The following is a 21,838-nucleotide window of genomic DNA, read 5'->3' as shown; positions in this document are numbered from 1 at the left end:
TTTTACACCTCTTTAACTTCTTTTACTGGAACATCAAATTATAACCACAAATAGACGGATTTCCATCAGTTTAAATGATTTCTTCTTCAAGTGCAACGTTATTGCACCTTACTATTCCACTACTAATCTCTTTTAGTGGGGGTACGCCTTTAGAACAAATATCGGTCTTTTTAGAGCATCTCTCATAAAAAACGCATCCATCAATGGCTTCATCCTGCATCGGTTGATGGCCCTTAATTGCCCGGAACCCGTTTTGGGGAAGTGCACTCCAGAGCGCCCTGGTGTAGGGATGCCTTAACTTTTCACCATTATTCTCAAAGTCTCGGGCATTAGCCACTTCTAAAACTGTACCTGCATAAAATACTGCAATTTTATCAGATATTTTCAGTGCAGCCTCTATATCATGGGTTATAAGTATAACTGCACATCCATTAGCGGCCATGTCCTTGAAGTAACTCAATGTTTCGTTTAAAGTTTTTTCATCTAATCCCGGAGTAGGTTCATCTGCAATTATGAGCTTTGCAGAGCTTATTATGGCAGTAGAAACCAAGACTCTTCTGGCCATACCTCCAGACAGTTCATGTGGAAACATCCTATCCGTTTCTGGTTTTAAATCATACCTCTGGAAAATTTTTCTCTGGAGATTTCTCATTAACTTTTCATCTTCTTCAACGTCTCCTATTACCTGATCAGAGATTCTCATTAAAGGATCCAGATAATTCACAGACTGTGGGATCAGAGCTATTTCTTTACCTCGAAGCTCTTCTTTTTTATCTTGAATAAGTTCTTGACCATCATATTCCATTTTACCATCAAGATTCGCATTTGAAGGTAAAATTCCTAAAATAGCATGTGCCAGAAGACTTTTACCAGAACCGCTTGATCCAACAACAGCTAAAATTTCGCCACTGTATGCTTCTATACTCAAATTAGAGATAACATTCAATTCAGTTTGTCTAAGTCCAGAAGTATATTGAGTAAAGGAAAGAGAAATATTCTCTACTTTTAATAGAGCTTCAGTCTTTTTCTTTTCCTCAGTACTACTATCTAACTCAGATATTGGCCTTTTATTTGATGTTACATTGAGTTTGTTGCCAAATTCTTCGTTTATTTCAATTTCAGTATTTAATCCTTCTCCAACATTTATTTCGGCTTTATTTTCCATATTTCACACCTTTTAACCAAAATTTTACAGCTATTTGAATTATACAAGGGTCCCAAATATTTTATTCATTCATGAGCGCTTTTTGGATCCATCAGCTTTCCTAAATTATCTCCTATCATATCAAACACCAGGACTACAATTAGTAGCGCTAATCCAGGGAAGAATGCAAGCCACCAGTATCCTGCCGACAGGTACTTCATGGACTCTGATAAAATTATACCGATTGCTGGTTCGTGGGGTGAAAGCCCAAAACCTAAAAATGTGACTGAAGCTTCGTGTAAAATTGCGTGTGGAAACATTAAAATGGTTCCAAGTAGTATCTGGGGAATTAAGTGAGGAAATATGTGTTTTGTAGCTATCCACCATTTGGACCTGCCAAGATTTCTGGATATATGAATATATTCCTGGGTTTTAAGCTGCTTAATTTCTGCCCTTACAACCCTTGTTAGGCTTGTCCAGTGGGTTAATGCAACTCCAGCAATAACTCCTATTGCCCCTCCCCCTAATCCAATAGAAATAAGGATTATTAAAAGGAGATGAGGAATTGAAAGAAACAGATCTACCAGCCAGGATACAAAAGAATCTGTTTTCTTCCCTACGCTTGAAAGTAGCCCTAAAATTATAGCCAGTATTGTACTGAATATGGAAGCAACAGTTCCACTCATTATACTTAGGCCAAGCCCTTCCAGAGTTCTTATGAACATGTTTCTCCCCATCCAATCTGTTCCAAATGGATGTTCCAGAGAAGGGGCAAGATTTTTAGAGCCGAAATTAGTGGGTAATGATTCGCCACCTAAAACCAGGCTAGAAATCACAATTGCAAGCAGTAAAAGCGACATAAAACCTATTATTAAAAGGGTCTTTTGTCTTAAATTCAGCCCTCCAAATAATCCCTTTTTCAACGTTGCTGTAGTATTCATGACGCTGCCTCCTCCTGTTTTATCCTTGGATCAACGAATTCATATATAACATCTGCTATCGTATTTCCAAAGAAGACAAATAAGGCACTTACGAGGACTATTCCTAAAAGTAGAGGTACATCGGATCTTAATCCAGCTTCTACCGCGGCCTGTCCAATTCCAGGATATGAAAATACCTGTTCAACCAGAACTGCCCCTCCAAACAATTCACTGAACCCTAAAAACTGTAATGTAACTGCTGGAAGTGCAACATTTCTAATTCCATGTCGCAGTACAAGATTCAATCCTTTTTCACCTCTTGCATTTGCAAATAATACGTAATCACTTGATAGAACTTCTGTTAACTTTTCCCGGGTGAACATTGCAATTTTGGCAACTCCAAGTAAACTTAAAGTTAGTGCAGGGAGAATTAAATGATGCAGCCAGTCCAAAAAGGTCACATTACCTGCTGTAACACCTATAGGTACGCTTAATCCTATGGGGAACCACCCTAAATACACTGAAAATACCATTAAAAAAATCAACGCCAGCCAGAACGTCGGAGTGGCGGCTAAAGTGTAGCAATAAGTTTTTATCACTTTATCTATCCACGTTCCTTTTCTCATCCCTGCTATTATTCCCAGGATAAAACCTAAAATTCCTGAAATTAGCCAGGAAGTCGCCATAAGAATCAATGATGCTGTAAATCTTTCTTTAATCACATCAATAACTGGAATTCTATAAATCAATGAAATTCCAAAATCTCCTTTTAGAATATTTCCAGCCCAGTTTAAGAATTTTTCCTGTGGAGGTTTATTAACGCCCCAGTATTCTTCAAGTTGGGCTTGTTTTTCCGGAGTTACTGACATTTCCCCAATATATGCCCTAACTGGGTCTACTGGAGACTGTTCAACAAGCCAGAAACTGGCAAGACAGACCCCAATTAAAAGGCTTATTAATTTAAGGGTCTTTTTCCCAGCAAAGCCTAGTAATTTCTCACGCCGGGTAAATCTCAATAATTTTTCATGTTTCACTGTATTTTCCTCCATCCAGTGGCTTTACTTAAAAAATAAAGAAGTAAACACTGAAAAATTTTTATATTTCTCGTGTTTTACTCATATGTTCTTATAAACAAATTCCGCCTTTTTTTATCTATTTTAGCTGATTAGCTATTTTGATGGGTACGTTTCCACTCATAGATATTGTTAAAGATATCTGCACCGTGGGGCTGGAGCCCAGGAGTTCCAATATCTAAACTATCATCCACGATGTAGACGTACTTAAGAGTCGCTATCCACAACCATGCAGCATCGCCTTTTTGGGAATATCCTGTTGTCCCATCCCATGCAGCCGCTCCCCAGTATTTGTTACTGGTATTTTGATTAAAAGATGTCATAGCCTTTCTTAAATTATTATCCACAGCAGAGTTGTTGTAGAATATTACATTGTTGTATTTACTCCATTCTCCGCTTCCTGAACGAACGCTATAGTATCTTAAATACATATCAGTTGGATCTATAGATCCGTAACCCCAAACATTAGGGGTTGAGTAGGCTGATACATCAATCTCATCCCAGCTTTTACCTTCAACGTTTATTTTTATACCAATCTTTCCTGCCTGTTCAGCTACTGAAACAGCTAATGCTTGTCTTGTTTGGTCATTAGATGGATACGTAAGAGTAAATTCTGCTTTTAATCCATTTTTTTCTAAGATACCATCACCATCAGTGTCTTTCCAGCCTCCTGAAGACAGAATTTTCTTGGCTTCATCTGTATTTCCGTCTTCAAAAGTAGCCTCTTTATTTCCAAAGGGTAACCTGTCTACACCAGTGAATTCTTCAGTTCCCTGTCCGTTTAAGGCGCCATCAATTAATACCTGTCTTTCAATCCCCACATTCAATGCTTTTCTGATTGCAGCATCAGAGGTCACATTATTTCCAATTGTATAGTTATCTTCAGTTTTTTTACCCACATCTGGCTGCATTGGGAAACTGATCCCTCGAGCATCAATAGAATCAAGAGATATTATTTTCATACCATTTACTGTTTGATTGGCAAGTGAAACAGGGATTTCAGCTATATCAACCCGTCCTGATCTAGCTGCAGCGAAAGCAGCGTCTTCTTCCATAAACAGAATGGTTATCTTTTTAAAATATGGTTTTTTACCGTAGTATTCATCGTTTCTTTCAAGTATTAACTGCTGGCCTTTATCCCACTGTACAAATTTATATGGGCCAGAACCTACAGGCTTTTGACCATAAGTCTCATTGTTGTAAGCATGTTCAGGGACAATACCCAGCCCTGCAAGTTTATAAATAAAAGTTGATTGAGGATCATTTAATTTAAACTGGATTGTAGTGTTATCCAAAGCTTTAATGCTTTCTATCATTGATAAATCCATTCCACTACTGCCATTAGCTGTTTTATTAAATGTAAATGCAACATCTTTTGCAGTTAAAGGTACTCCATCGGTGAATTTGACATCATCTCTTATTTTAACTGTCCATGTCAATCCACCGCTACTAACAGAATAGTTTGTGGCTAAATCGTTGACAAGAGATGTATTATCTCTTTTAAAAAGAGTACTTTGAATGAGTGGTTCTGTTCCGTCTGCCCATCCGTTAATGGGGTCAAAACCAGCTTCAGGCTCTCCGCCATGTGTTCCTACAGCTGCTACTAATTCATCGGCAGCTCTAGAAGTCGAGCTAAATGGTAAAGCTGCAGCAAAAACTATCAAAATTGCAACTACTAATCCTATAATTAAATATTGCTGATTTTTCTTAATTTAAAACGCCTCCTTACTTATTTTAGGATAAACTTAAGTTATTTGTATAGTATTTTTAAAAAAGACATTATTAGTAAAAATAAGTCTATTTCAATAATATTTATTTGGCTAAAAACGCCTTTAGGTAATACTATTTAAAGTAAACTTAAGATAAGCTGTAATAAGGTGATTTTACTATAAATAATTTTCTATATAATTGTATTACAAAATTAAAGCACTTTTATAAGCCAGTATTACCTTAAACCAGTTTATAACCTGTTATTACTAAATCAAACCAATTATACAAAATAGTATTACTTAATAGATTATATAATAGATTATATATATCAATGTACACATAAAAAGCTGTAGAATACAAATAAATTGTAACGGAAAGATATTTATGAATATAATACTAATCAAATATAATATATAACTGTAATAAAAGCTTGTGTACAATATGTAAAGTAAATTACATCCCCTAAAGCAATAAATAGTTGTTAACTGTAATAACTGTCTTGCAATTCAAATCTGCATTATTTATTTAATAAAAAAAAGGACTTTCAGTAACAGATTAGTGAATTTAAAACATAAAATGCATGCAATTGAACAAACGATGGATTTATAAATTTAGAGAAAGATAATAAATAAAATAGTAAATTAAAATTAAACAATTATTAACTTAATCTGTTCATGTAAATTTACAGGTAAACATGATCTAATTCATCAAGTGGTGTATTCATGAGCTTCAGTCAAAAAAATATTATTTCAATAAGGGACCTTAGCAAAAAAGATATAGAATACATCCTTAAAATATCTGAAAAGATGGAACCCATTGCCAGATCAGAAAAAAAATCCAATATTTTATCTGGAAAGCTTCTGGGAATGCTTTTTTACGAACCATCAACCAGGACACGTTTATCCTTTGAAGCTGCAATGAAAAGACTTGGAGGAAGTACCATTGGATTTTCAGAAGCCGGGACAAGTTCAGCTACCAAGGGAGAAAATTTAAATGATACAGTTAAAATAGTAGGAAAATATTCAGATGCTCTTGTTATAAGACATAATATGGAAGGAACAGCGCGTTATGCAGCTAATATTGCTGATGTTCCTGTGATAAACGCTGGAGATGGTGCGGGACAACATCCAACCCAAACTTTACTCGATCTTTATACAATGAAACGAGTTCTTGGAAAAATTGATGATCTGCACATTGCCCTTGTAGGAGATCTTAAATATGGAAGAACTGTACATTCATTGGCATATGCACTGGCAATGTTTAACGTTGATGTGAGCTTTGTATCTCCAAAAGAGCTTAAAATGCCTCCTGAAATACTTCATGACCTTGGAAAAAGTGGTGTTGAGGTATATGAGACTGATAATATCCACGATGTGCTGGACAAAACAGACGTTCTTTATGTAACAAGAATCCAGAAAGAAAGATTCCCTGACCCTGCAGAATATTCAAAAATTAAAGGGAGCTATACAATTGATTATAATCTTTTAAAAGATAGTAATACCATTGTAATGCATCCTTTACCGAGGGTTGATGAAATAGCCCATGATGTGGATAATAGCAAGCATGGAAAATATTTTGAGCAAGCCTTTTATGGAGTACCTGTTAGGATGGCTCTATTGAAAGCCATCAAAATCTAAGATTTTGGGGCCCTCGAAAACTTGTTTTCGGTCGGGGAAATAACAATTTTGAGGGAATCATGCATTCCACATAGCATCCTCAAGAAGATTGAGTTCACATTGTAAGTCAATTATATTTGTCCTGCCCTTCCCCCTACCTCTGGAAACGGTTTTAGTTGAAATAAGTCCAAGCATTTCTAATTCATTTATAAAATCAAATATACGCCTATAAGATACAGAATCCCCTTTGGAAAATTCCTTATAAACTTCATATAGCCTTCCGGATGTTATTTCTTCTTTTCGCCTGGTTAGATAAAGTAGTGACTCCAGTACTTTCTGCTGCTGGCTTGGAAGGGTCATTATAATATCTGTAACTTTGTTATGTTCAATATAGTCCTTTGCTTCTCTTACATATTCTTCATGAATAATTTCTGAGCCCTTTTCATCTGCAAGTTCACCAGATGTCCGGAGAAGATCAAGTGCATATCTTGCATCACCCTCTTCTTTTGCTGCTAGAGCTGCACAAAGTGGAATTACATCATCACTTACCACATTTTCTCTAAAAGACATTTCAGCTCTTTCTTCTAAAATATCTACCAGTTGTTGTGCGTTGTATGGGGGGAACACAATTTCTCTATCTCGTAAACTACTTTTCACACGTGGTTTTATGAACTTTTTAAATTCAACATAGTTACTTATGGAGGCAATGGCAACATTGTCAGTCCTTGTGAGGGTGTAAAGCAATCCATCGCCATCATTTTTAAGCAGTATATCAATTTCATCAAGGAGAATGATTAAAATCAGATCTTTTCCAAAAACATTTTTTTTAAAGAGATTTCTAAATGAACGAATAACTTCTGCTTTGGTCCAGCCCCTGTAAGGAACATTTTGACCTAATTGCTGGCATAAATGGGCTATAACCTGGTATTCAGTAGTGTAATCTGTGCATCTTACATATTCTACCCTTACATTCATGTTTTTATTCTTTGCAACCTGTAATAACTGTTTTTTTGCAAATTTTGCAACTGCAGTTTTACCGGTGCCTGTTTTACCGTATATTGTTACATCAGGAGGAGTTACATTATTCAAAGCTTCAATCCAGTATTTGGCAACAGATCTTATTTGTTCTTCCCTGTGAGGCAATTTATCCGGCAAAAACCTGTGATCCAGGAATTTTTTGCATTTAAAAACAGTATTTTTTTCTCCAAGCTCTTCAAAAATATTCATCTAAACCACTCTATTATAATCTTCAATGTTTGAGAAGACAGAGGTACCGTCGAAAACAAAGCCGTCAAACACGTAGCCGTCGAAAATCTATGATTTTCGAAACCATGCAAAATCAGAGATTTCGAATGCACTTGCAATATATTTACACTTGAAACACTTGAAATGCCCTCTGCCTATTAAGATTGTTTTTAAACTATATAAATGTTCAAAGAGAGAGGTGCATTTCAAGTGTAAAATTAATAATAACATGGTATTACATCATAAAGTAGTTTGCATGTATTTACAGATTTTGATAAAAAGTGGGACACCTGCCTAATCGTAAAGTAGTTTGGCAGAGCAGAGATAGGTGCTGTTTTTCTGCTGTTTACAATTAGTAGCATGCTACTCATCTAAATTAGTTTTACAGACATTAAATAAACGACTTGCGCATAAAAAAATATGTTAAACCTTTTGATAGTAGTTGAAGACCTTTTAGGTTTGAATTGGAAATCAAACGTGGTTACAGAGATAGAACAATTATATGAGAATTTTTAAAAACCATGAGATAGAATACAAATTATATAACCTGGTCAACAGGACTGTTTCGCTGAAGGTTTCACGCCTAAGATAGAATACAAATTATATAAATGATATCAACGGGTTTAAAGATAGTATTTTCCAGTAATCATCCAAAACCAGCTTCGAAGTCACTGGAAAGCTGGAAATAAATTAAAAGAATTTATAGATCTATTTGAAAAAAGAGTAGTCCCTGGCGGAGTCGAACCGCCGTCGAAAGGTCCAGAGCCTCTCAGGATTGCCACTACCCCAAGGGACTAAAAGATTTTATCTAGATGATCTAATTTGAAATAATTTTTGTGGAAAAAACTATATTTTCCCTCTTTTCTATAAATATTTTTGGTTATAGAAGAATTAGAAATAATAACAGCTGCATACATTAATAAATATTTATAATAAAAAACAACTGTATATAATTAATAATATCCATAATAATTTTTACAGTTTGAGGTGAAATAATGCAAATATCCTTAATAACTATCATAGCTTTAATTTCTGTCTTTTTTATCTTTTTATGGATTTTACTGAGCATTATAGGTAAAATACATCCTCATCCTATACCTGCATTTATGGGAAAATATTTAGATAGCGATTATCGAAGGATAATTCAGCCTCCAGATAAATTGATTAAAAGAAGTGGTATTAATGAAGGGATGAATGTCTTAGAGGCAGGATGTGGAAGTGGAGCATTTACAAATTATGTTGCAAGGGCTGTTGGAACTAAAGGGAAAATATATGCCTTTGATATCCAGGAAGAGATGCTGAAACAGCTCCGCATGAAATTAATGCGATTTGAAAACAGGGATATCAGTAATATATTCATGGTAGAAGGAGATATTTGTAAAATGCCATTTAAAGACAATTATTTTGATCTTGTGTATATGGTTGCAGTTTTACAGGAAGTTAAGGATAGAAGAAAAGCACTTCAAGAAATCAAAAGAGTTTTAAAACCTGAAGGTATACTTGCAGTGACAGAATTTTTACCAGATCCTGATTATCCCTTTAAATCAACCACCGTAAAACAATGCGAAGCTGCAGGTTTTATTTTGGATAATGTGGAGGGAAGTTTTATTAATTACACTACGCGTTTTATAAAGCCTGATTTTGATTTTGAAAAAATAAGTTCATAAAATGATTTAAATTTTGAAATTTTATGTTGTTTAGAAGATTGTATGGGAATACTTTTGAAGGTTCATACTTAAATGAGGCATATTAAATTTGTTTCTTTATAAATTTAATTAATTCAAAATTTTGTTTTTACATTATTAATCTTCAGTTTTAAGCCTTTTAAACATTATGCAAGCATAAATTAAATATAGAAAGAATATAAACAGGTGTTAATTAGGTAGGAATTAAATGCTGCCAAAAGTAATTTTATACCATGCTGTGGGCCTTGATAGTAGAATAACAGGTTTTAACGCAGATGTGGAGTTATATTATGAGATTGCATCTAAGTGGGACACAGATACAGTTTTAATAAGAAGTAATACAGTATTAACCGGATTTAATGTTGATGTGGGAGAGGAGAAATAAGGGAAAATAACATGGAAGAACTTAGATTAAGGGATAAGAATCAGAGGACCCCCATACCTTTACTGGTAGTTCCAGATATTTCCGGATTTATCCGTAATTTTCTTTTATTGAGGGTTTTAAGGATGCATTGGTAAAATAATAATTCCCTCTTCTTTATCTCCAAACTCCATAAAATTATTGTTGTAATAGTTTATTCCTGCAATAACAAGAAGAACAGCATCCATTTCGTGTTCACTGATATCTTTAGATAAATGAAAAGTTTTTTTAATTTTTGTAGCGTTTTGGGGACCTAAAATTTTTTGTATGGTTCTTGGATGGGATTCAATGACTTCATATTGACTTTTTAATTTATCTGCAATCTTAATTCCTCTTTCAGTAAGTATTCGCATCCCACGGAATGTGAGGGGTAATGTACGTCCATATTTTCGCATTTCATCTTCAGCTTTTCTAAAATGTCCTCCTATATCGCTGCATGGGCATTCATTGTTTAAGCAGCATCTGCCTCTGGGAAGTGAAAGTGGGGCGTCAATAACAATTAATGAAGGGTTTGCATTTGATATAATGTTTAATATCTCATTATCTTCAAAAATAGTACAGCATTCGATTTTATCTGAATCTAAAAAACAAATTCCAGTGGGATTCTCCGGTTTTCCTGCCAGATCAAGCCCAATGATTTTAAAACCCAGTTTAAAGTTATTATTAAACATGTAAGACAGAATTCAATATTTTTCCCTGTGAAGAACCTCTTTAACGCTTCTTCTTGGTGGTGCTTCTGGTTCTTCATCAGGATATCCTATAGGAATCAGTGCAACTGGCCTTACATGTGATGGAAGCTGGAGTAAATCTGCAACATCTTCTTCTTTAAAGGCACCGATCCATGTGGTGCCTAATCCAAGTGCATATGCTGCAAGCATCATATTTTGCGCTGCACAGGATGCGTCCTGTATGCAGTAAAGCTCTCTACCTCTTTTGCCGTATATTGCGCCTGAATTTGCCATATTAGCACATATCACAATTAAAACAGGCGCTTTAGCAGCAAATTCCTGCACATAAGCGGCTACAGCTATCTGAACTTTGGTTTGCTCATCTTTAACTATCACAGCATCCCAGCTCTCTAAATCTCCAGCAGAGGGGGCCCAAATTCCTGCTTCAACTATTTTTTCAATTAATTCGTCTTCAAGAACTTCATCTTTAAATTTACGGATACTTCTTCTATTCATTATTGCATCAAACAGTTCCATGATACCAGCCAGATTCTTTTTTAATTAAATATGTTTTTAGAAGTTAATTTATTTTTGCATCTATCACCACATGGTAAACCCCTGGAGAATATTTTTTAATGATCCTTTTCTTTAATATTTCCACTTCACGACTCTTTGCAGCATTAATTATTCTTTGTGAAGGTCTTTCAAATTTTAAAAGGTCAGGAACCGACTCATGATAGTGAATAATTCCTCCAGGTTTTACTATTTCCATTGCAGCATCTAAATATTCATGCGTATTTCCAATGTAGCCCATATGAACTCTATCTGCAATTCCTTTAGGAGCTACTTCTCTGCAATCTCCAAATATTGGATCTATTACGCTTTCTACCTTATTAAGAACTATATTTTCTTTTAAATAGCCGTAAGAAATTGGATTTATTTCTATTGAATAGATCTTTTCAGGATTTGAATGAACAGCCATTGGAATTGAGAAATAACCGATTCCAGCAAACATATCCACAACTGTTTCCCCATCTTTTACTATTTTTCCTATTCTTTGACGCTCAGTGGTATTTCCTTTAGACCACATTACTCTGGCAACGTCCAATTTGAAGAGACAGTGGTTCTCTCTGTGAATGGTTTCAGTATTATCTCCTATCACTATTTCAACATCCGGTTCTCTTTTAGGTCCGTTTATCCGTCCTAATTTAACTATACGCTTTACTTCAGGCAATTGAAGAAGTTCCTGTATATTTGAAGGTTCATTTTTTAAAACAAGGATATCACCGATGACTTTACCTTTCATAAAATAAGATATGTAATTTATATTTTTAAATATTTTTGAATGGGGAATTCATATAAAGTTAAGACAAAAAAGATAATTACTTAAATAAATAATATAGGTCTAAATTACAAAAGGAGATTCATGATGACTATAGTAGAAAGACAGAAAATTCTCGACATCCTTGAAGGGTACAATAAAGAAAATATAACCATTGCAACTCTTGGAAGTCATACATCTTTACATATATTAAAAGGAGCAAAGGAAGAAGGTTTCAAGACTGCAATAGTCTGTGAAAAAGGGCGTGAAGTTCCATACAAGCGTTTTAGAGTCGCTGATGAATATATAATGGTAGATAAGTTCAGTGACATAATAAATGAAGATGTTCAACAAAAGTTACGTGATTTAAACAGTATAGTTGTTCCTCATGGATCTTTTATAGCATATGCCGGACTTGGACACGTTGAAAAGGATTTCTATGTCCCAATGTTTGGAAACAGGTCAATTTTAAGATGGGAGGCTGAAAGAAACCTTGAAAGAAAACTGATGCTCGAATCAGATATAAGAATACCTCATAATTACTCAAGCAGTGCAGATATCGACAGGACTGTAATGGTTAAATTCCCCGGTGCAAGGGGTGGAAAAGGATATTTTGTCTGTTCTTCTCCTGAAGAATTTGATAAAAAGATCATGGCCATGATTGACCGTGGATGGATCACAGAATCAGACATAGAAAAAGCCCACATTGAAGAATATGTTTCAGGGTGTAATTACTGTATACACTTCTTCTATTCAGCATTAAAGGATGAAGTAGAAGTTTTGGGTATGGACAGCAGATTTGAATCAAATATTGATGGAATAGTAAGAATTCCTGCAAAAGATCAGCTTGATCTTTCCATGGAGCCATCATATGTGATAACCGGTAATCACCCGGTAGTAATGAGGGAATCATTGCTTCCACAGGTATTTGATATAGGAGATAATCTTGTAAAAGCAGCTAAAAAGTTGGTAAAGCCTGGAATGAACGGTCCGTTCTGTTTACAGACAATGTGCACTGATGATCTTGAAATTGTCGTATTTGAAATGAGTGCAAGAATTGATGGTGGAACAAACTCATTCATGCATACTTCTGCATACAGCTACATCATGTTCGGTGAATTCATGAGCATGGGGCGCAGAATTGCACGTGAAATAAAAAATGCAATTACTGAAGATAAGTTAGATATAGTCATCACATGATTATCCTTAATTTTTTATTTCCTTTTTATAACCTCTAATTCTTTAAAATCAAAATTCAAAGCATTATGTGATATTTAAAAGCTATTTAAAATATATAAAATATATTTCAGAACTTATGTTCAATAATACATTTGAAGTTTTCTAAAAAGCCAGTGATAAACAATAGTATGCAGCAGCTGTTTTCATTTGTAATGCTGAGACTGTCAAAAACTTAGGTGTTTTTGAAATTTATGTTTTTTATAAATAATATTTTTTATCCGTGTTTAAACTGATTATTTAGTGAAATAGAAGCATAAAGCTTTTATAATAAGTGGAGCAAAGTATTTTGTATGACAAAAAGAAAAACACTTGCTCCAGTTGATAGTTTGTTTGATCAGGGTTATAAACTTTCCTATTTTTGTGAGGGTTTATCAAAATATGAGGAAAATCATTTGAAATCGGTTGAAAGAGATGATAAAGTATTTAAATCATTGAATACATGGTATAAAAAGGATGTTTTTCATATTGAGATGCGTATTCCTTTTTGTCCGGATTGTTTCAGTAAATTAGTGATTAAAAATGGTGTTAAAGAAAGAAAACTTTATTTTTATCATGAAAGAGTTGTTAACACCGAAATTCAAATGTATAAGTGTAAAAAATGTGGTAAAAAGTTTAAAACAGATATTTCAGACATTGTAAACGATAATAGTAACTTTACACATGAATTCAAAGAAAAATGCATTGAATTGGCTGGTTTATTCTTTGGATCAATCCGTAAAATTGCCTATAAAGTTAAAAAAGACACAGGAATCAGTATTTCAAGACAAACAATTGAAAACTGGATACTCGGATATGAAATCTCGAATAAAGAAACAAAAAATCGTTATTCTGGATATTACATCTTTGACGTGGAATGGATTAAAATTAAAGGTATCTGGAATTACCGATTCACTTTATTCGACAGTAAACAGAATATTATTGTTGCTGATGAAATATACTCTAAAGAGAATTCTAAGAATATACGAGAGTTTTTAGAGCAAAGTACAAGGAATAGAAATAAAATCGCAATAACCAGTGATTTAGACGATAAATACAAACCAATTATTGAAAGATTAGGGTTTAAACACCAATGGTGTTTAATCCATGTATTTAAAAACATAAACAAGAAAATTAAAGAATATATACGAGATAACGAACTATCTGATGATGAAATAGATAAAATACGGCAAGAAAAACTGGAATTATTCAGTTTATTCGACAGTGAATCATTTAAAAAAGCTAGAAACAAGCTGAACGAAATATTAAATCAAATAAACGATTATTCAAAGGTTATTCAGTCAATTACCATGGATTTATTAATGCCTTACTTTAAAACATTCTTCGCATACCTTGAAGATGAAAATATCGAACGAACCTCTAATAAAATTGAAAATGTCTTTCAAAAAACCTTTCCTAAAAGTGTTAAGAAGCTAATGAAGATTAAAAATGGTGCAATGTCTAGAATAAGCATTAGAAAAGAAATCCTAAATCAGATAAAGGTTTTCGACACACATCCCCCAAGTTTTTGACAGAGCCGTAATGCTTCTTAATACCAAGTTATAAATAGGAGTTATGATCATAAATTAAAATAGAGAATAACATGGTCCATAGCTAAGCAGCTGGACCGCCTTGAAGCGTTTATAACCATAATTAATGGCAAAGAACATGACGCATTCAATTTTATTTGAATAAGATCAGGAGATTAGCTTTAATCACTGAAATTTATATTTAGAGAGTATTAATGAGATGATTAGGTCAATCTGACAAATATACCATATATTAAAGTCATCTAATATTATAAATCATTCTTCTAATTCTAATTTATACCATTTAATCCTGTTTCTTAGCGATAAACGAATAAATCAGGCATATATAACCAAAAAATTAATTTAATCAGGAAATGAAGGGTTAACAGAGCTTTAAAACTTAAAATTAGAAAAATGTAAAACAGGTAATCTTTATATAATATGAACTCCAATATTAGGCATAGGAAACTATTTTTATTTAAATTTTGTATTTTTTTGAGGTGTATTCATGAATGATGAAAACATATTAAAAGGCACTACAACTGTTGGATTGAAATGTAAGGACGGAGTTGTTTTTGCCACAGAAAGAAGGGCTACCATGGGTAATTTAATAGCCCATAAGGCTGCTCGAAAAATTTTTAAAATTGATGATCATATAGGGGCCACTATTGCTGGAGGTGTAGGCGACGCCCAGAGTCTCATGAAGTATATAAGCGCAGAAGTAGCTTTATACAGGCTTAGACACGGTGTGAGAATAAGTGTTGAATCCGCCGCAACTTTAACAGCAAACATATTGCATTCATCAAGGTTTTATCCATTCTTTGTTCAAACCTTACTTGGAGGTGTTGACGATAATGGTCCTGCATTATTCTCATTAGACCCTACAGGTGGAACAATGGAAGATAATATGGTTTCAACCGGATCAGGTTCACCAGTAGCTTATGGTCTTCTTGAAGACAGGTACAATGAAGATATAGATATTGAAGAAGGAATAGATATAGCTGTTAGAGCAATACAGTCTGCAATGGAAAGAGATGCATTTTCAGGTAACGGTATTCTGGTTGCAGTAGTAACCAAAGAAGGATTTAAAATTTTACCTGAAGAAGAAGTAAAGAGTAGACTTAGAAAATAAATTAACTTTTTTTGACCCCTAAATTAAATTAGTGTGATTTATATTAAATTTATTTAAATCTGTAAAATAAATTTTACAGTATTTTCTATTTTTTAGAAGTGATTTTATGGGTTCAGAGATTCAAGAAATTAAAAATACAATAATACAAAGACTCCCATCAAGAGTACAGGTAGCCAAGGTAGATTTTGAAGGTCCGGAAGTCGTAATTTATACAAAAAATCCGGAAATAATAGCTGAAAATGGAGCTTTAATTAGAGATCTGGCCAAAGACATAAGGAAACGGATAATAATCCGCTCAGATCGCTCAGTCCTCACAGAGCCAGAAGAATCCATCAGAAAAATCCATGAAATAGTTCCAGAAGAGGCCAAAATAACCAATATTTCTTTTGACGATATTACATGTGAGGTAATAATAGAGGCAAGAAAACCAGGCCTCGTAATAGGTAAATACGGCTCTACATCAAGAGAAATAGTTAAAAAGATAGGTTGGGCACCTAAAATTCTCAGAACCCCTCCAATATCTTCTGAAATTATTCAAAGAGTTAGAAGAACACTTAGAAAAAACAGTAAGGAAAGAAAGAAGATTTTACAAACACTGGGAAATAAAATTCACCGAAGTGTTGAACTTGAAAACGATTGGACACGTCTAACTTCCCTTGGAGGATTTAGAGAAGTTGGAAGGTCTTCATTATTTTTACAAACACCTAACAGTAAGATTTTACTGGACTGTGGGGTAAATGTTGCTGGTGCTGACGATAAAAGTTCCTACCCCTACTTAAACGTCCCGGAATTTGTACTCGACGACCTTGACGCTGTAATTATAACCCACGCGCACCTTGATCACTCTGGATTTTTACCATATCTTTTCCACTATGGATATGAAGGGCCTGTTTACTGTACGACACCAACAAGGGATTTAATGACTCTTTTACAGTTAGATAACATAGACATAGCTCACCGTGAAGACAAGCCACTTCCATTCAATGTTAAACACGTTAAAAAGAGCGTTAAGCACACAATAACTCTGGATTATGGTGAGGTAACTGATATAGCTCCAGATATTAGATTAACTCTTCACAATGCCGGTCATATTCTTGGATCTGCAATTGTTCACATGCACATAGGAGACGGTCAGCATAACTTCGTATACACTGGAGACTTTAAATTTGAAAGAAGTAGACTCCTGGAACCTGCAGTATCTAAATTCCCCCGTGTAGAATCGCTTGTAATGGAAAGTACCTATGGTGGACAGGGTGATGTCCAGCCTTCAAGAAACGATGCAGAAAAAGAGCTTATAAAAACCATATACAGGACTCTTGAGCGTGGAGGAAAAATATTAATACCTGTTTTTGCTGTAGGAAGAGCTCAAGAGCTTATGATAGTCCTTGAAGAGTATATTAGGCACGGAATCATTGATGAAGTCCCTGTTTACATCGATGGGATGATCTGGGAAGCGAATGCGATTCATACCGCAAGACCAGAATATTTAAGTAAGGATCTGCGTGATCAGATATTCCATATGGGAAGAAACCCGTTCATCTCCGACGTATTCTGCAAGGTAAGCAGTGTTGAAGAGAGAAGACAGATAGTAGAAGGAGAGCCTGCAATAATTCTTTCAACCAGCGGAATGCTTACTGGAGGTAACTCTGTAGAGTACTTCAAATGGTTATGCGAAGATGAAAAAAGTTCTCTTGTCTTTGTTGGTTATCAGGCAGAAGGATCTCTTGGAAGACGGTTACAGAAAGGATGGAAGGAAATCCCACTTAAAGAAGATGGAAAAACCAATGTTTACAACGTGGAAATGGAAATAAAAACCATCGAAGGGTTCAGTGGACACTCTGACCGGAAGCAGCTAATGGATTATGTAAGAAAACTATCTCCAAAACCTGAAAAAATCCTTATATGTCATGGAGATAACTATAAAACACTCGATCTTGCATCAAGCATTTATAGATCCTATAAAATCGAGACAAAGACGCCGATGAATCTGGAAACAGTCAGGATTCAATAAATTTTTTTGGGAATTGAAGGAATAATCTAAAATGGTTTAAAGGAAGGATAGTTATTTTCCTTCGACTTTACCCATATCAACAGGTTTTTCATTACTGCTGGGCAGATCCTCAGTATTTTCAAAATGTTTATCCTGTTTAAATAGCTCGCCGATACCTGCAATTGACCCTAAAATCCCTGAAGTTTCCATAGGAAGCAGTATTTTGGTGGCTTTCCCATCTGCTATTTTTTGAAGTGAATCAAGATATTTTATGGCTAAAAGATCGTTAGTTGGATTTCCTTCATGTATGGCTTTATATACATTTGAAATTGCGCTTGCTTCACCTTCAGCAATTGCAATTTCTTGATATTTATTAGCATCAGCTACTTTTTTAATGGACTCAGCTTTACCTTCTGCCTCTAATATAGCGGCCTGTTTGTCACCTTCAGCTTTTTTGATTTCTGATTGCTTGTAACCTTCAGCCTCTAATATTGCTGCTCTTTTCATCCTTTCAGCTTTCATCTGTTTGGACATGGCCTCCACAATATCTTTAGGTGGTTCAATTCTTTGAATTTCCACTCTAACCACACGAGTACCCCATTTATCAGTTGCTTCGTCCAGAACTTCTCTTAGTTGAGTGTTGATCATTTCGCGTGAAGTAAGAGTTTGATCAAGCTCCAGATCACCTATAATATTTCTTAAATTTGTCTGAGCAAGCTTGGTTATTGCCTGGTAAAAGTCTACAACATTGTAAACTGCATTGAAGGGGTCTACAACTTCATAAAAGATAACACAGTCTACAACCACAACTGTGTTGTCCTTGGTAATTACCTCTTGAGGAGGCACATCCACCACCTGTTCCCTCATATCCACTTTTTTAATGGTTTCAATGAAGGGGATAATAAAAACAAGTCCGCTTGTTACAGTACGTTGATATTTACCAAGTCTTTCAACTACTCCTTTCTCATACGGCCTTAAAATTTTCAATCCTTTAAATGCAAATACAAAAAGTACCAGCAATATTATGATTACTGTAAATAAATCCATGTTTAATCTCCTTTAATTTCTTCATTTACTGGCTTAACTACAAGTTTAACACTATCTATTTTCTCTATGGTTACTGTTTCTCCATTTTTAATGCTGTGGGGTGCAATTGCCCTCCATATATCTCCATCAACCTTCACCAACCCTCCTTTACTGGATGTGATTTCTTCAATTACCACGGCTTTTTTACCTATCAGGCGGTCTGCAGCTGCTTTTTTAGGGGAATCTCTGGATATTCTCCGGGAAAAGGGCCTTGAAACTCCTAAAAGCACTGCAGAAGTCATTATAAAAGCAGTAAACTGTATCACTGGATCAAAGCCCAGGTAATTAAAAGCTGCCGCAACCAGTGCACCGATACCAAACCATAATAAAAAGAAACCAGTTGTAAGCATTTCTCCCAGTAAGCATAATGCTGCCAGAATGATCCATACCTGTATGTTCATCATTTTTCATTACCCCATAAAGATCTTTTTTAATGTAGATTCGCCTGTCTGGTTTTCAATGCACCCTCCAAACCTGATGATACTCTTTAATCAGGTGATATTTAACTTTTTCTCCACAAAAAAATTCACGTCTGCATCTGCTAAATCCTTTTTAAAAAAGATGATGGCTAATTTTGAAACTGTTTACAACTCCTCTTATCAAAATGCAATAGATCTACTCGATTTCATAATTAATACTATTCAGCCCTTATTTCACATAAATGTTAGCACTACATTTTGACATGAGCCTATAAAGATAGTTTTATGTCTTATTTTATATTTAGAAAATCTAAAAGTTTTATTAGTACATAATCAAATAGTAAACATATTACCTTTATTTTAAAATTTGAGGAAATTATTTTGGTGAATTACATGGTAACATATTCAGAATCAGGCGTTGATATTAATCTGGAGGAGGAAACAGTTTCTGCTCTGGTCTTAGAAATTAAAAAAACACTTTCATTTAGGGATGTGATAACAGAAAGTGGTCATTTTGCAGCGCTTGTTAAATTAGGAAATAAAGCAATTGCTATGAGTACAGATGGCGTTGGAAGTAAAATACTGGTTGCAAAAATGATGGATAAATATGATACCGTTGGAATAGACTGCATTGCAATGGTAGTAAATGATATACTTTGCGTTGGAGCAGAACCAATAGCTATGGTGGATTATCTGGCTGTAGAAAAGGCAGATCCAGAAATTGCATCTCAAATAGGAAAGGGACTTGCTAAAGGGGCAGAAATGTCTAAAATAGCGATAATTGGAGGAGAAACAGCATCGCTTCCAGAAATAGTTAGAGATTTTGACCTTGCAGGCACAGGGATTGGAATTGTAGACGTGGATAAAGTAATTACTGGGGAAAAAATTAGTGTTGGCGACGTTTTAATTGGAATAGAAAGTGATGGAATACATAGCAATGGTTTAAGCCTTGCAAGAAAGGTATTTTTTGATAAATTAGGGTTAACAGTTGATGATCCACTTCCCGGCGATCCAAATACAACTGTTGGCGAAGAGCTTTTAAAGCCAACTGCAATTTATGTAAAAACTGTCCTTGATTTACTTAATTTGGATGTGGATATCCATGGTCTTGCACATATAACTGGAGGAGGCATTTTAAATCTTAAACGGCTTAAAAAAGGTATTGGATATGAAATTAATAATTTACCCGAACCATATCCAATATTTAAATCGATACATGTCTGTGATGTACCTTTAGAAGAAATGTACAGAGTATTCAATATGAATATTGGTTTTGTAATCATTGTTGATGAGGAAGATGCTCAAAAAACAATTGACGCTATTAAAAAGCATAAAAATGCTTTTAAAATAGGGTATGCTAAAGAGGATGTGGAAGAAAAAATAACGATTAAAGCCTTTGATGGGAGTATTATTAATTTATAGTTGGTGATGAAATGAATATAACAGCCGAACAGGAAAAAGCAATAATCATTGAAATTTTAACAAGGATGAACGTTTCATGTGAGGATGCAGAAATCGTTGCCGATGTGACCTTAGATGCCAATTTAAAGGGTTTTTCATCACATGGACTGGGCAGGTTTCCCCAATATATAAAGGGGCTTAAAGCCGGAACGATTAAAACAGATGCAGAAATAGAAATAGAAAAAGAAACACCGGCAATGGCACTTATAAATGGTAATCATAAATTTGGACATGTTGTTGCTTATAAAGGAATGGAAATAGCCATCCAGAAGGCAAAAAGTACTGGAATTGGAATGGTGGGAATTCATGATTCAAACCATTTTGGAGTGGCAGGATACTATTCAGACATGGCAGTTACAGAAGACATGGTTGGCCTTGTAATTGCAAATACAGAGCCCGCAGTAGCTCCAATAGGTGGTAAAGAGCCTATTCTCGGAACAAATCCTATAGCAATTGGAATTCCATCAAATAAAAACTACGTATCTGTTGATATGGCAACATCAGCGTCTGCAAGAGGTAAACTTCTTGAAGCCATACGAAAGGGACAAAAAATCCCTGAAAATGTTGCACTTGATGTGGAAGGAAATCCAACAACAGATCCAAAAGCAGCGCTTAAAGGTTCAATTCTACCTTTTGGAGCACATAAGGGTTATGCACTTGCATTCATGATTGAAATTCTTGCAGGACCTCTTGTAAAAGCAGCGTATGGTAAAGGAGTAAAAGGAACTGCTAATCATAAAGAAATGTGTACAAAAGGTGACCTCATGATAGCAATAGACATTTCAAAATTTGTGGACATAGAAAAATTTAAAGAAGATGTGGACGAATTCATTGCAGAAATAAAAGGTTCTGGGGAGGGTATTTTCATCCCGGGGGATATGGAAGTTCGAAACATTAGAAATGTCAGGGACAATGGTATTCCAGTTGATGAGGTTCTTTACGCTCAACTTAAAGAAATTGCAGATGAATTATCCTTTGATCTGGATAATATGATAGGTTAATTTTGCAAATGACTATTATTTTATGCAGTAATTTTACCCGATGTTTTTAACCAATATAAATTTCCATTTATTAAAAATAATCTCCTGATCTTATTCAGATATAAATTGAATGTGTCACGTTATTCATCTAAATTTAGATAAATAATTAAGTTATTTAATAAATGGAAATAATTTAATCTTATACTGCTTTTGAATGGGTGAA

Annotated in this window: 19 protein-coding genes and 1 tRNA gene; 9 read left to right on the top strand and 11 right to left on the bottom strand. The window is 34.6% G+C overall.

What is annotated here, in order from left to right; genetic code table 11:
• Positions 1-70 precede the first annotated feature (70 nt).
• From PQ963_02915 to PQ963_02900, 4 genes are all read right to left on the bottom strand, one after another.
• Positions 71-1,165, bottom strand: coding sequence for an ABC transporter ATP-binding protein (locus tag PQ963_02915; GenBank protein ID MEN4028619.1), 1,095 nt, complete (start codon positions 1,163-1,165; stop codon positions 71-73).
• Between the two features lie 65 nt (positions 1,166-1,230).
• Positions 1,231-2,085: an ABC transporter permease gene (locus PQ963_02910; protein ID MEN4028618.1), complete on the bottom strand. Its 855-nt coding sequence runs from the start codon at positions 2,083-2,085 to the stop codon at positions 1,231-1,233.
• A complete protein-coding gene (locus PQ963_02905) occupies positions 2,082-3,098 on the bottom strand; it encodes an ABC transporter permease (protein ID MEN4028617.1) in 1,017 nt (338 codons plus the stop codon). Before PQ963_02905 ends, PQ963_02910 begins: the two co-directional genes overlap by 4 nt.
• 131 nt (positions 3,099-3,229) lie before the next feature.
• Complete coding sequence (locus PQ963_02900; GenBank protein MEN4028616.1) at positions 3,230-4,801, bottom strand: ABC transporter substrate-binding protein; 1,572 nt, start codon at positions 4,799-4,801, stop codon at positions 3,230-3,232.
• A gap of 768 nt (positions 4,802-5,569) precedes the next feature.
• Here PQ963_02900 and pyrB point away from each other — a divergent pair.
• Positions 5,570-6,484: an aspartate carbamoyltransferase gene (gene pyrB / locus PQ963_02895; protein ID MEN4028615.1), complete on the top strand. Its 915-nt coding sequence runs from the start codon at positions 5,570-5,572 to the stop codon at positions 6,482-6,484.
• A gap of 57 nt (positions 6,485-6,541) precedes the next feature.
• Here the strand turns inward: pyrB and PQ963_02890 are convergent, their stop codons facing one another.
• Positions 6,542-7,690, bottom strand: a complete 1,149-nt coding sequence (locus PQ963_02890; protein ID MEN4028614.1) for an orc1/cdc6 family replication initiation protein — start codon at positions 7,688-7,690, stop codon at positions 6,542-6,544.
• Positions 7,691-8,432: 742 nt separating this feature from the next.
• Positions 8,433-8,504: transfer RNA gene (locus PQ963_02885), tRNA-Gln, on the bottom strand.
• Positions 8,505-8,703: 199 nt separating this feature from the next.
• Between PQ963_02885 and PQ963_02880 the strand changes: the two genes are divergently transcribed.
• Together PQ963_02880 and PQ963_02875 are read left to right on the top strand one after the other, a co-directional pair.
• Positions 8,704-9,375, top strand: a complete 672-nt coding sequence (locus tag PQ963_02880; protein MEN4028613.1) for a methyltransferase domain-containing protein — start codon at positions 8,704-8,706, stop codon at positions 9,373-9,375.
• A gap of 226 nt (positions 9,376-9,601) precedes the next feature.
• A complete protein-coding gene (locus tag PQ963_02875; GenBank protein MEN4028612.1) occupies positions 9,602-9,778 on the top strand; it encodes a hypothetical protein in 177 nt (58 codons plus the stop codon).
• A gap of 116 nt (positions 9,779-9,894) precedes the next feature.
• On the opposite strand, the gene PQ963_02870 is transcribed toward PQ963_02875, so the two are convergent.
• Genes PQ963_02870 through PQ963_02860 form a run of 3 tightly spaced genes read right to left on the bottom strand, consistent with a single transcriptional unit; the run spans position 9,895 to position 11,788 of the window.
• A complete protein-coding gene (locus PQ963_02870) occupies positions 9,895-10,485 on the bottom strand; it encodes a DUF429 domain-containing protein (GenBank protein MEN4028611.1) in 591 nt (196 codons plus the stop codon).
• Between the two features lie 12 nt (positions 10,486-10,497).
• The gene (locus PQ963_02865) at positions 10,498-11,019 is read right to left on the bottom strand and encodes a nitroreductase family protein (GenBank protein ID MEN4028610.1); all 522 of its coding nucleotides are present in this window, start codon (positions 11,017-11,019) and stop codon (positions 10,498-10,500) included.
• Between the two features lie 43 nt (positions 11,020-11,062).
• Positions 11,063-11,788, bottom strand: a complete 726-nt coding sequence (locus tag PQ963_02860; protein MEN4028609.1) for a class I SAM-dependent methyltransferase family protein — start codon at positions 11,786-11,788, stop codon at positions 11,063-11,065.
• Between the two features lie 123 nt (positions 11,789-11,911).
• On the opposite strand from PQ963_02860, the gene PQ963_02855 reads away from it, so the two are divergent.
• From PQ963_02855 to PQ963_02840, 4 genes are all read left to right on the top strand, one after another.
• Complete coding sequence (locus tag PQ963_02855; protein ID MEN4028608.1) at positions 11,912-13,003, top strand: formate--phosphoribosylaminoimidazolecarboxamide ligase; 1,092 nt, start codon at positions 11,912-11,914, stop codon at positions 13,001-13,003.
• 329 nt (positions 13,004-13,332) lie between these two features.
• Entirely contained in the window at positions 13,333-14,550 is a 1,218-nt protein-coding gene (locus PQ963_02850) for a hypothetical protein (protein MEN4028607.1), read from the top strand.
• 505 nt (positions 14,551-15,055) lie between these two features.
• Positions 15,056-15,679 (top strand): archaeal proteasome endopeptidase complex subunit beta, encoded by a 624-nt coding sequence (gene psmB / locus PQ963_02845; protein ID MEN4028606.1) that lies wholly within the window; start codon positions 15,056-15,058, stop codon positions 15,677-15,679.
• A 106-nt stretch (positions 15,680-15,785) separates the two neighbouring features.
• Positions 15,786-17,690, top strand: a complete 1,905-nt coding sequence (locus PQ963_02840) for a beta-CASP ribonuclease aCPSF1 (protein MEN4028605.1) — start codon at positions 15,786-15,788, stop codon at positions 17,688-17,690.
• Positions 17,691-17,741: 51 nt separating this feature from the next.
• Here the strand turns inward: PQ963_02840 and PQ963_02835 are convergent, their stop codons facing one another.
• Together PQ963_02835 and PQ963_02830 are read right to left on the bottom strand one after the other, a co-directional pair.
• Positions 17,742-18,716, bottom strand: coding sequence for an SPFH domain-containing protein (locus PQ963_02835; protein MEN4028604.1), 975 nt, complete (start codon positions 18,714-18,716; stop codon positions 17,742-17,744).
• Positions 18,717-18,718: 2 nt separating this feature from the next.
• Entirely contained in the window at positions 18,719-19,159 is a 441-nt protein-coding gene (locus PQ963_02830; protein MEN4028603.1) for an NfeD family protein, read from the bottom strand.
• A 408-nt stretch (positions 19,160-19,567) separates the two neighbouring features.
• Here PQ963_02830 and purM point away from each other — a divergent pair, with 408 nt between their 5' ends.
• On the top strand, positions 19,568-20,596 hold the full coding sequence (purM, locus tag PQ963_02825; protein ID MEN4028602.1) for a phosphoribosylformylglycinamidine cyclo-ligase: 1,029 nt from the start codon (positions 19,568-19,570) through the stop codon (positions 20,594-20,596).
• 11 nt (positions 20,597-20,607) lie between these two features.
• Positions 20,608-21,636, top strand: a complete 1,029-nt coding sequence (gene comC / locus PQ963_02820; GenBank protein MEN4028601.1) for an L-sulfolactate dehydrogenase — start codon at positions 20,608-20,610, stop codon at positions 21,634-21,636.
• Positions 21,637-21,838 lie beyond the last annotated feature (202 nt).

The organism is Methanobacterium sp., from assembly GCA_039666455.1.
In the GTDB taxonomy this organism is placed as follows: Archaea; Methanobacteriota; Methanobacteria; order Methanobacteriales; family Methanobacteriaceae; genus Methanobacterium_D.
This window is presented reverse-complemented; position numbering and strand designations above follow the sequence as displayed.

Excerpts from the sequence above, each read along its gene's own strand:
- PQ963_02915 (MEN4028619.1), bottom strand. The coding sequence starts at position 1,165 with ATGGAAAATAAAGCCGAAATAAATGTTGGAGAAGGATTAAATACTGAA.
- PQ963_02910 (MEN4028618.1), bottom strand. The coding sequence starts at position 2,085 with ATGAATACTACAGCAACGTTGAAAAAGGGATTATTTGGAGGGCTGAAT.
- pyrB (MEN4028615.1), top strand. The coding sequence starts at position 5,570 with ATGAGCTTCAGTCAAAAAAATATTATTTCAATAAGGGACCTTAGCAAA.
- PQ963_02890 (MEN4028614.1), bottom strand. The coding sequence starts at position 7,690 with ATGAATATTTTTGAAGAGCTTGGAGAAAAAAATACTGTTTTTAAATGC.
- PQ963_02880 (MEN4028613.1), top strand. The coding sequence starts at position 8,704 with ATGCAAATATCCTTAATAACTATCATAGCTTTAATTTCTGTCTTTTTT.
- PQ963_02875 (MEN4028612.1), top strand. The coding sequence starts at position 9,602 with ATGCTGCCAAAAGTAATTTTATACCATGCTGTGGGCCTTGATAGTAGA.
- PQ963_02870 (MEN4028611.1), bottom strand. The coding sequence starts at position 10,485 with ATGTTTAATAATAACTTTAAACTGGGTTTTAAAATCATTGGGCTTGAT.
- PQ963_02865 (MEN4028610.1), bottom strand. The coding sequence starts at position 11,019 with ATGGAACTGTTTGATGCAATAATGAATAGAAGAAGTATCCGTAAATTT.
- PQ963_02860 (MEN4028609.1), bottom strand. The coding sequence starts at position 11,788 with ATGAAAGGTAAAGTCATCGGTGATATCCTTGTTTTAAAAAATGAACCT.
- PQ963_02855 (MEN4028608.1), top strand. The coding sequence starts at position 11,912 with ATGACTATAGTAGAAAGACAGAAAATTCTCGACATCCTTGAAGGGTAC.
- PQ963_02850 (MEN4028607.1), top strand. The coding sequence starts at position 13,333 with ATGACAAAAAGAAAAACACTTGCTCCAGTTGATAGTTTGTTTGATCAG.
- psmB (MEN4028606.1), top strand. The coding sequence starts at position 15,056 with ATGAATGATGAAAACATATTAAAAGGCACTACAACTGTTGGATTGAAA.
- PQ963_02840 (MEN4028605.1), top strand. The coding sequence starts at position 15,786 with ATGGGTTCAGAGATTCAAGAAATTAAAAATACAATAATACAAAGACTC.
- PQ963_02835 (MEN4028604.1), bottom strand. The coding sequence starts at position 18,716 with ATGGATTTATTTACAGTAATCATAATATTGCTGGTACTTTTTGTATTT.
- PQ963_02830 (MEN4028603.1), bottom strand. The coding sequence starts at position 19,159 with ATGATGAACATACAGGTATGGATCATTCTGGCAGCATTATGCTTACTG.
- purM (MEN4028602.1), top strand. The coding sequence starts at position 19,568 with ATGGTAACATATTCAGAATCAGGCGTTGATATTAATCTGGAGGAGGAA.
- comC (MEN4028601.1), top strand. The coding sequence starts at position 20,608 with ATGAATATAACAGCCGAACAGGAAAAAGCAATAATCATTGAAATTTTA.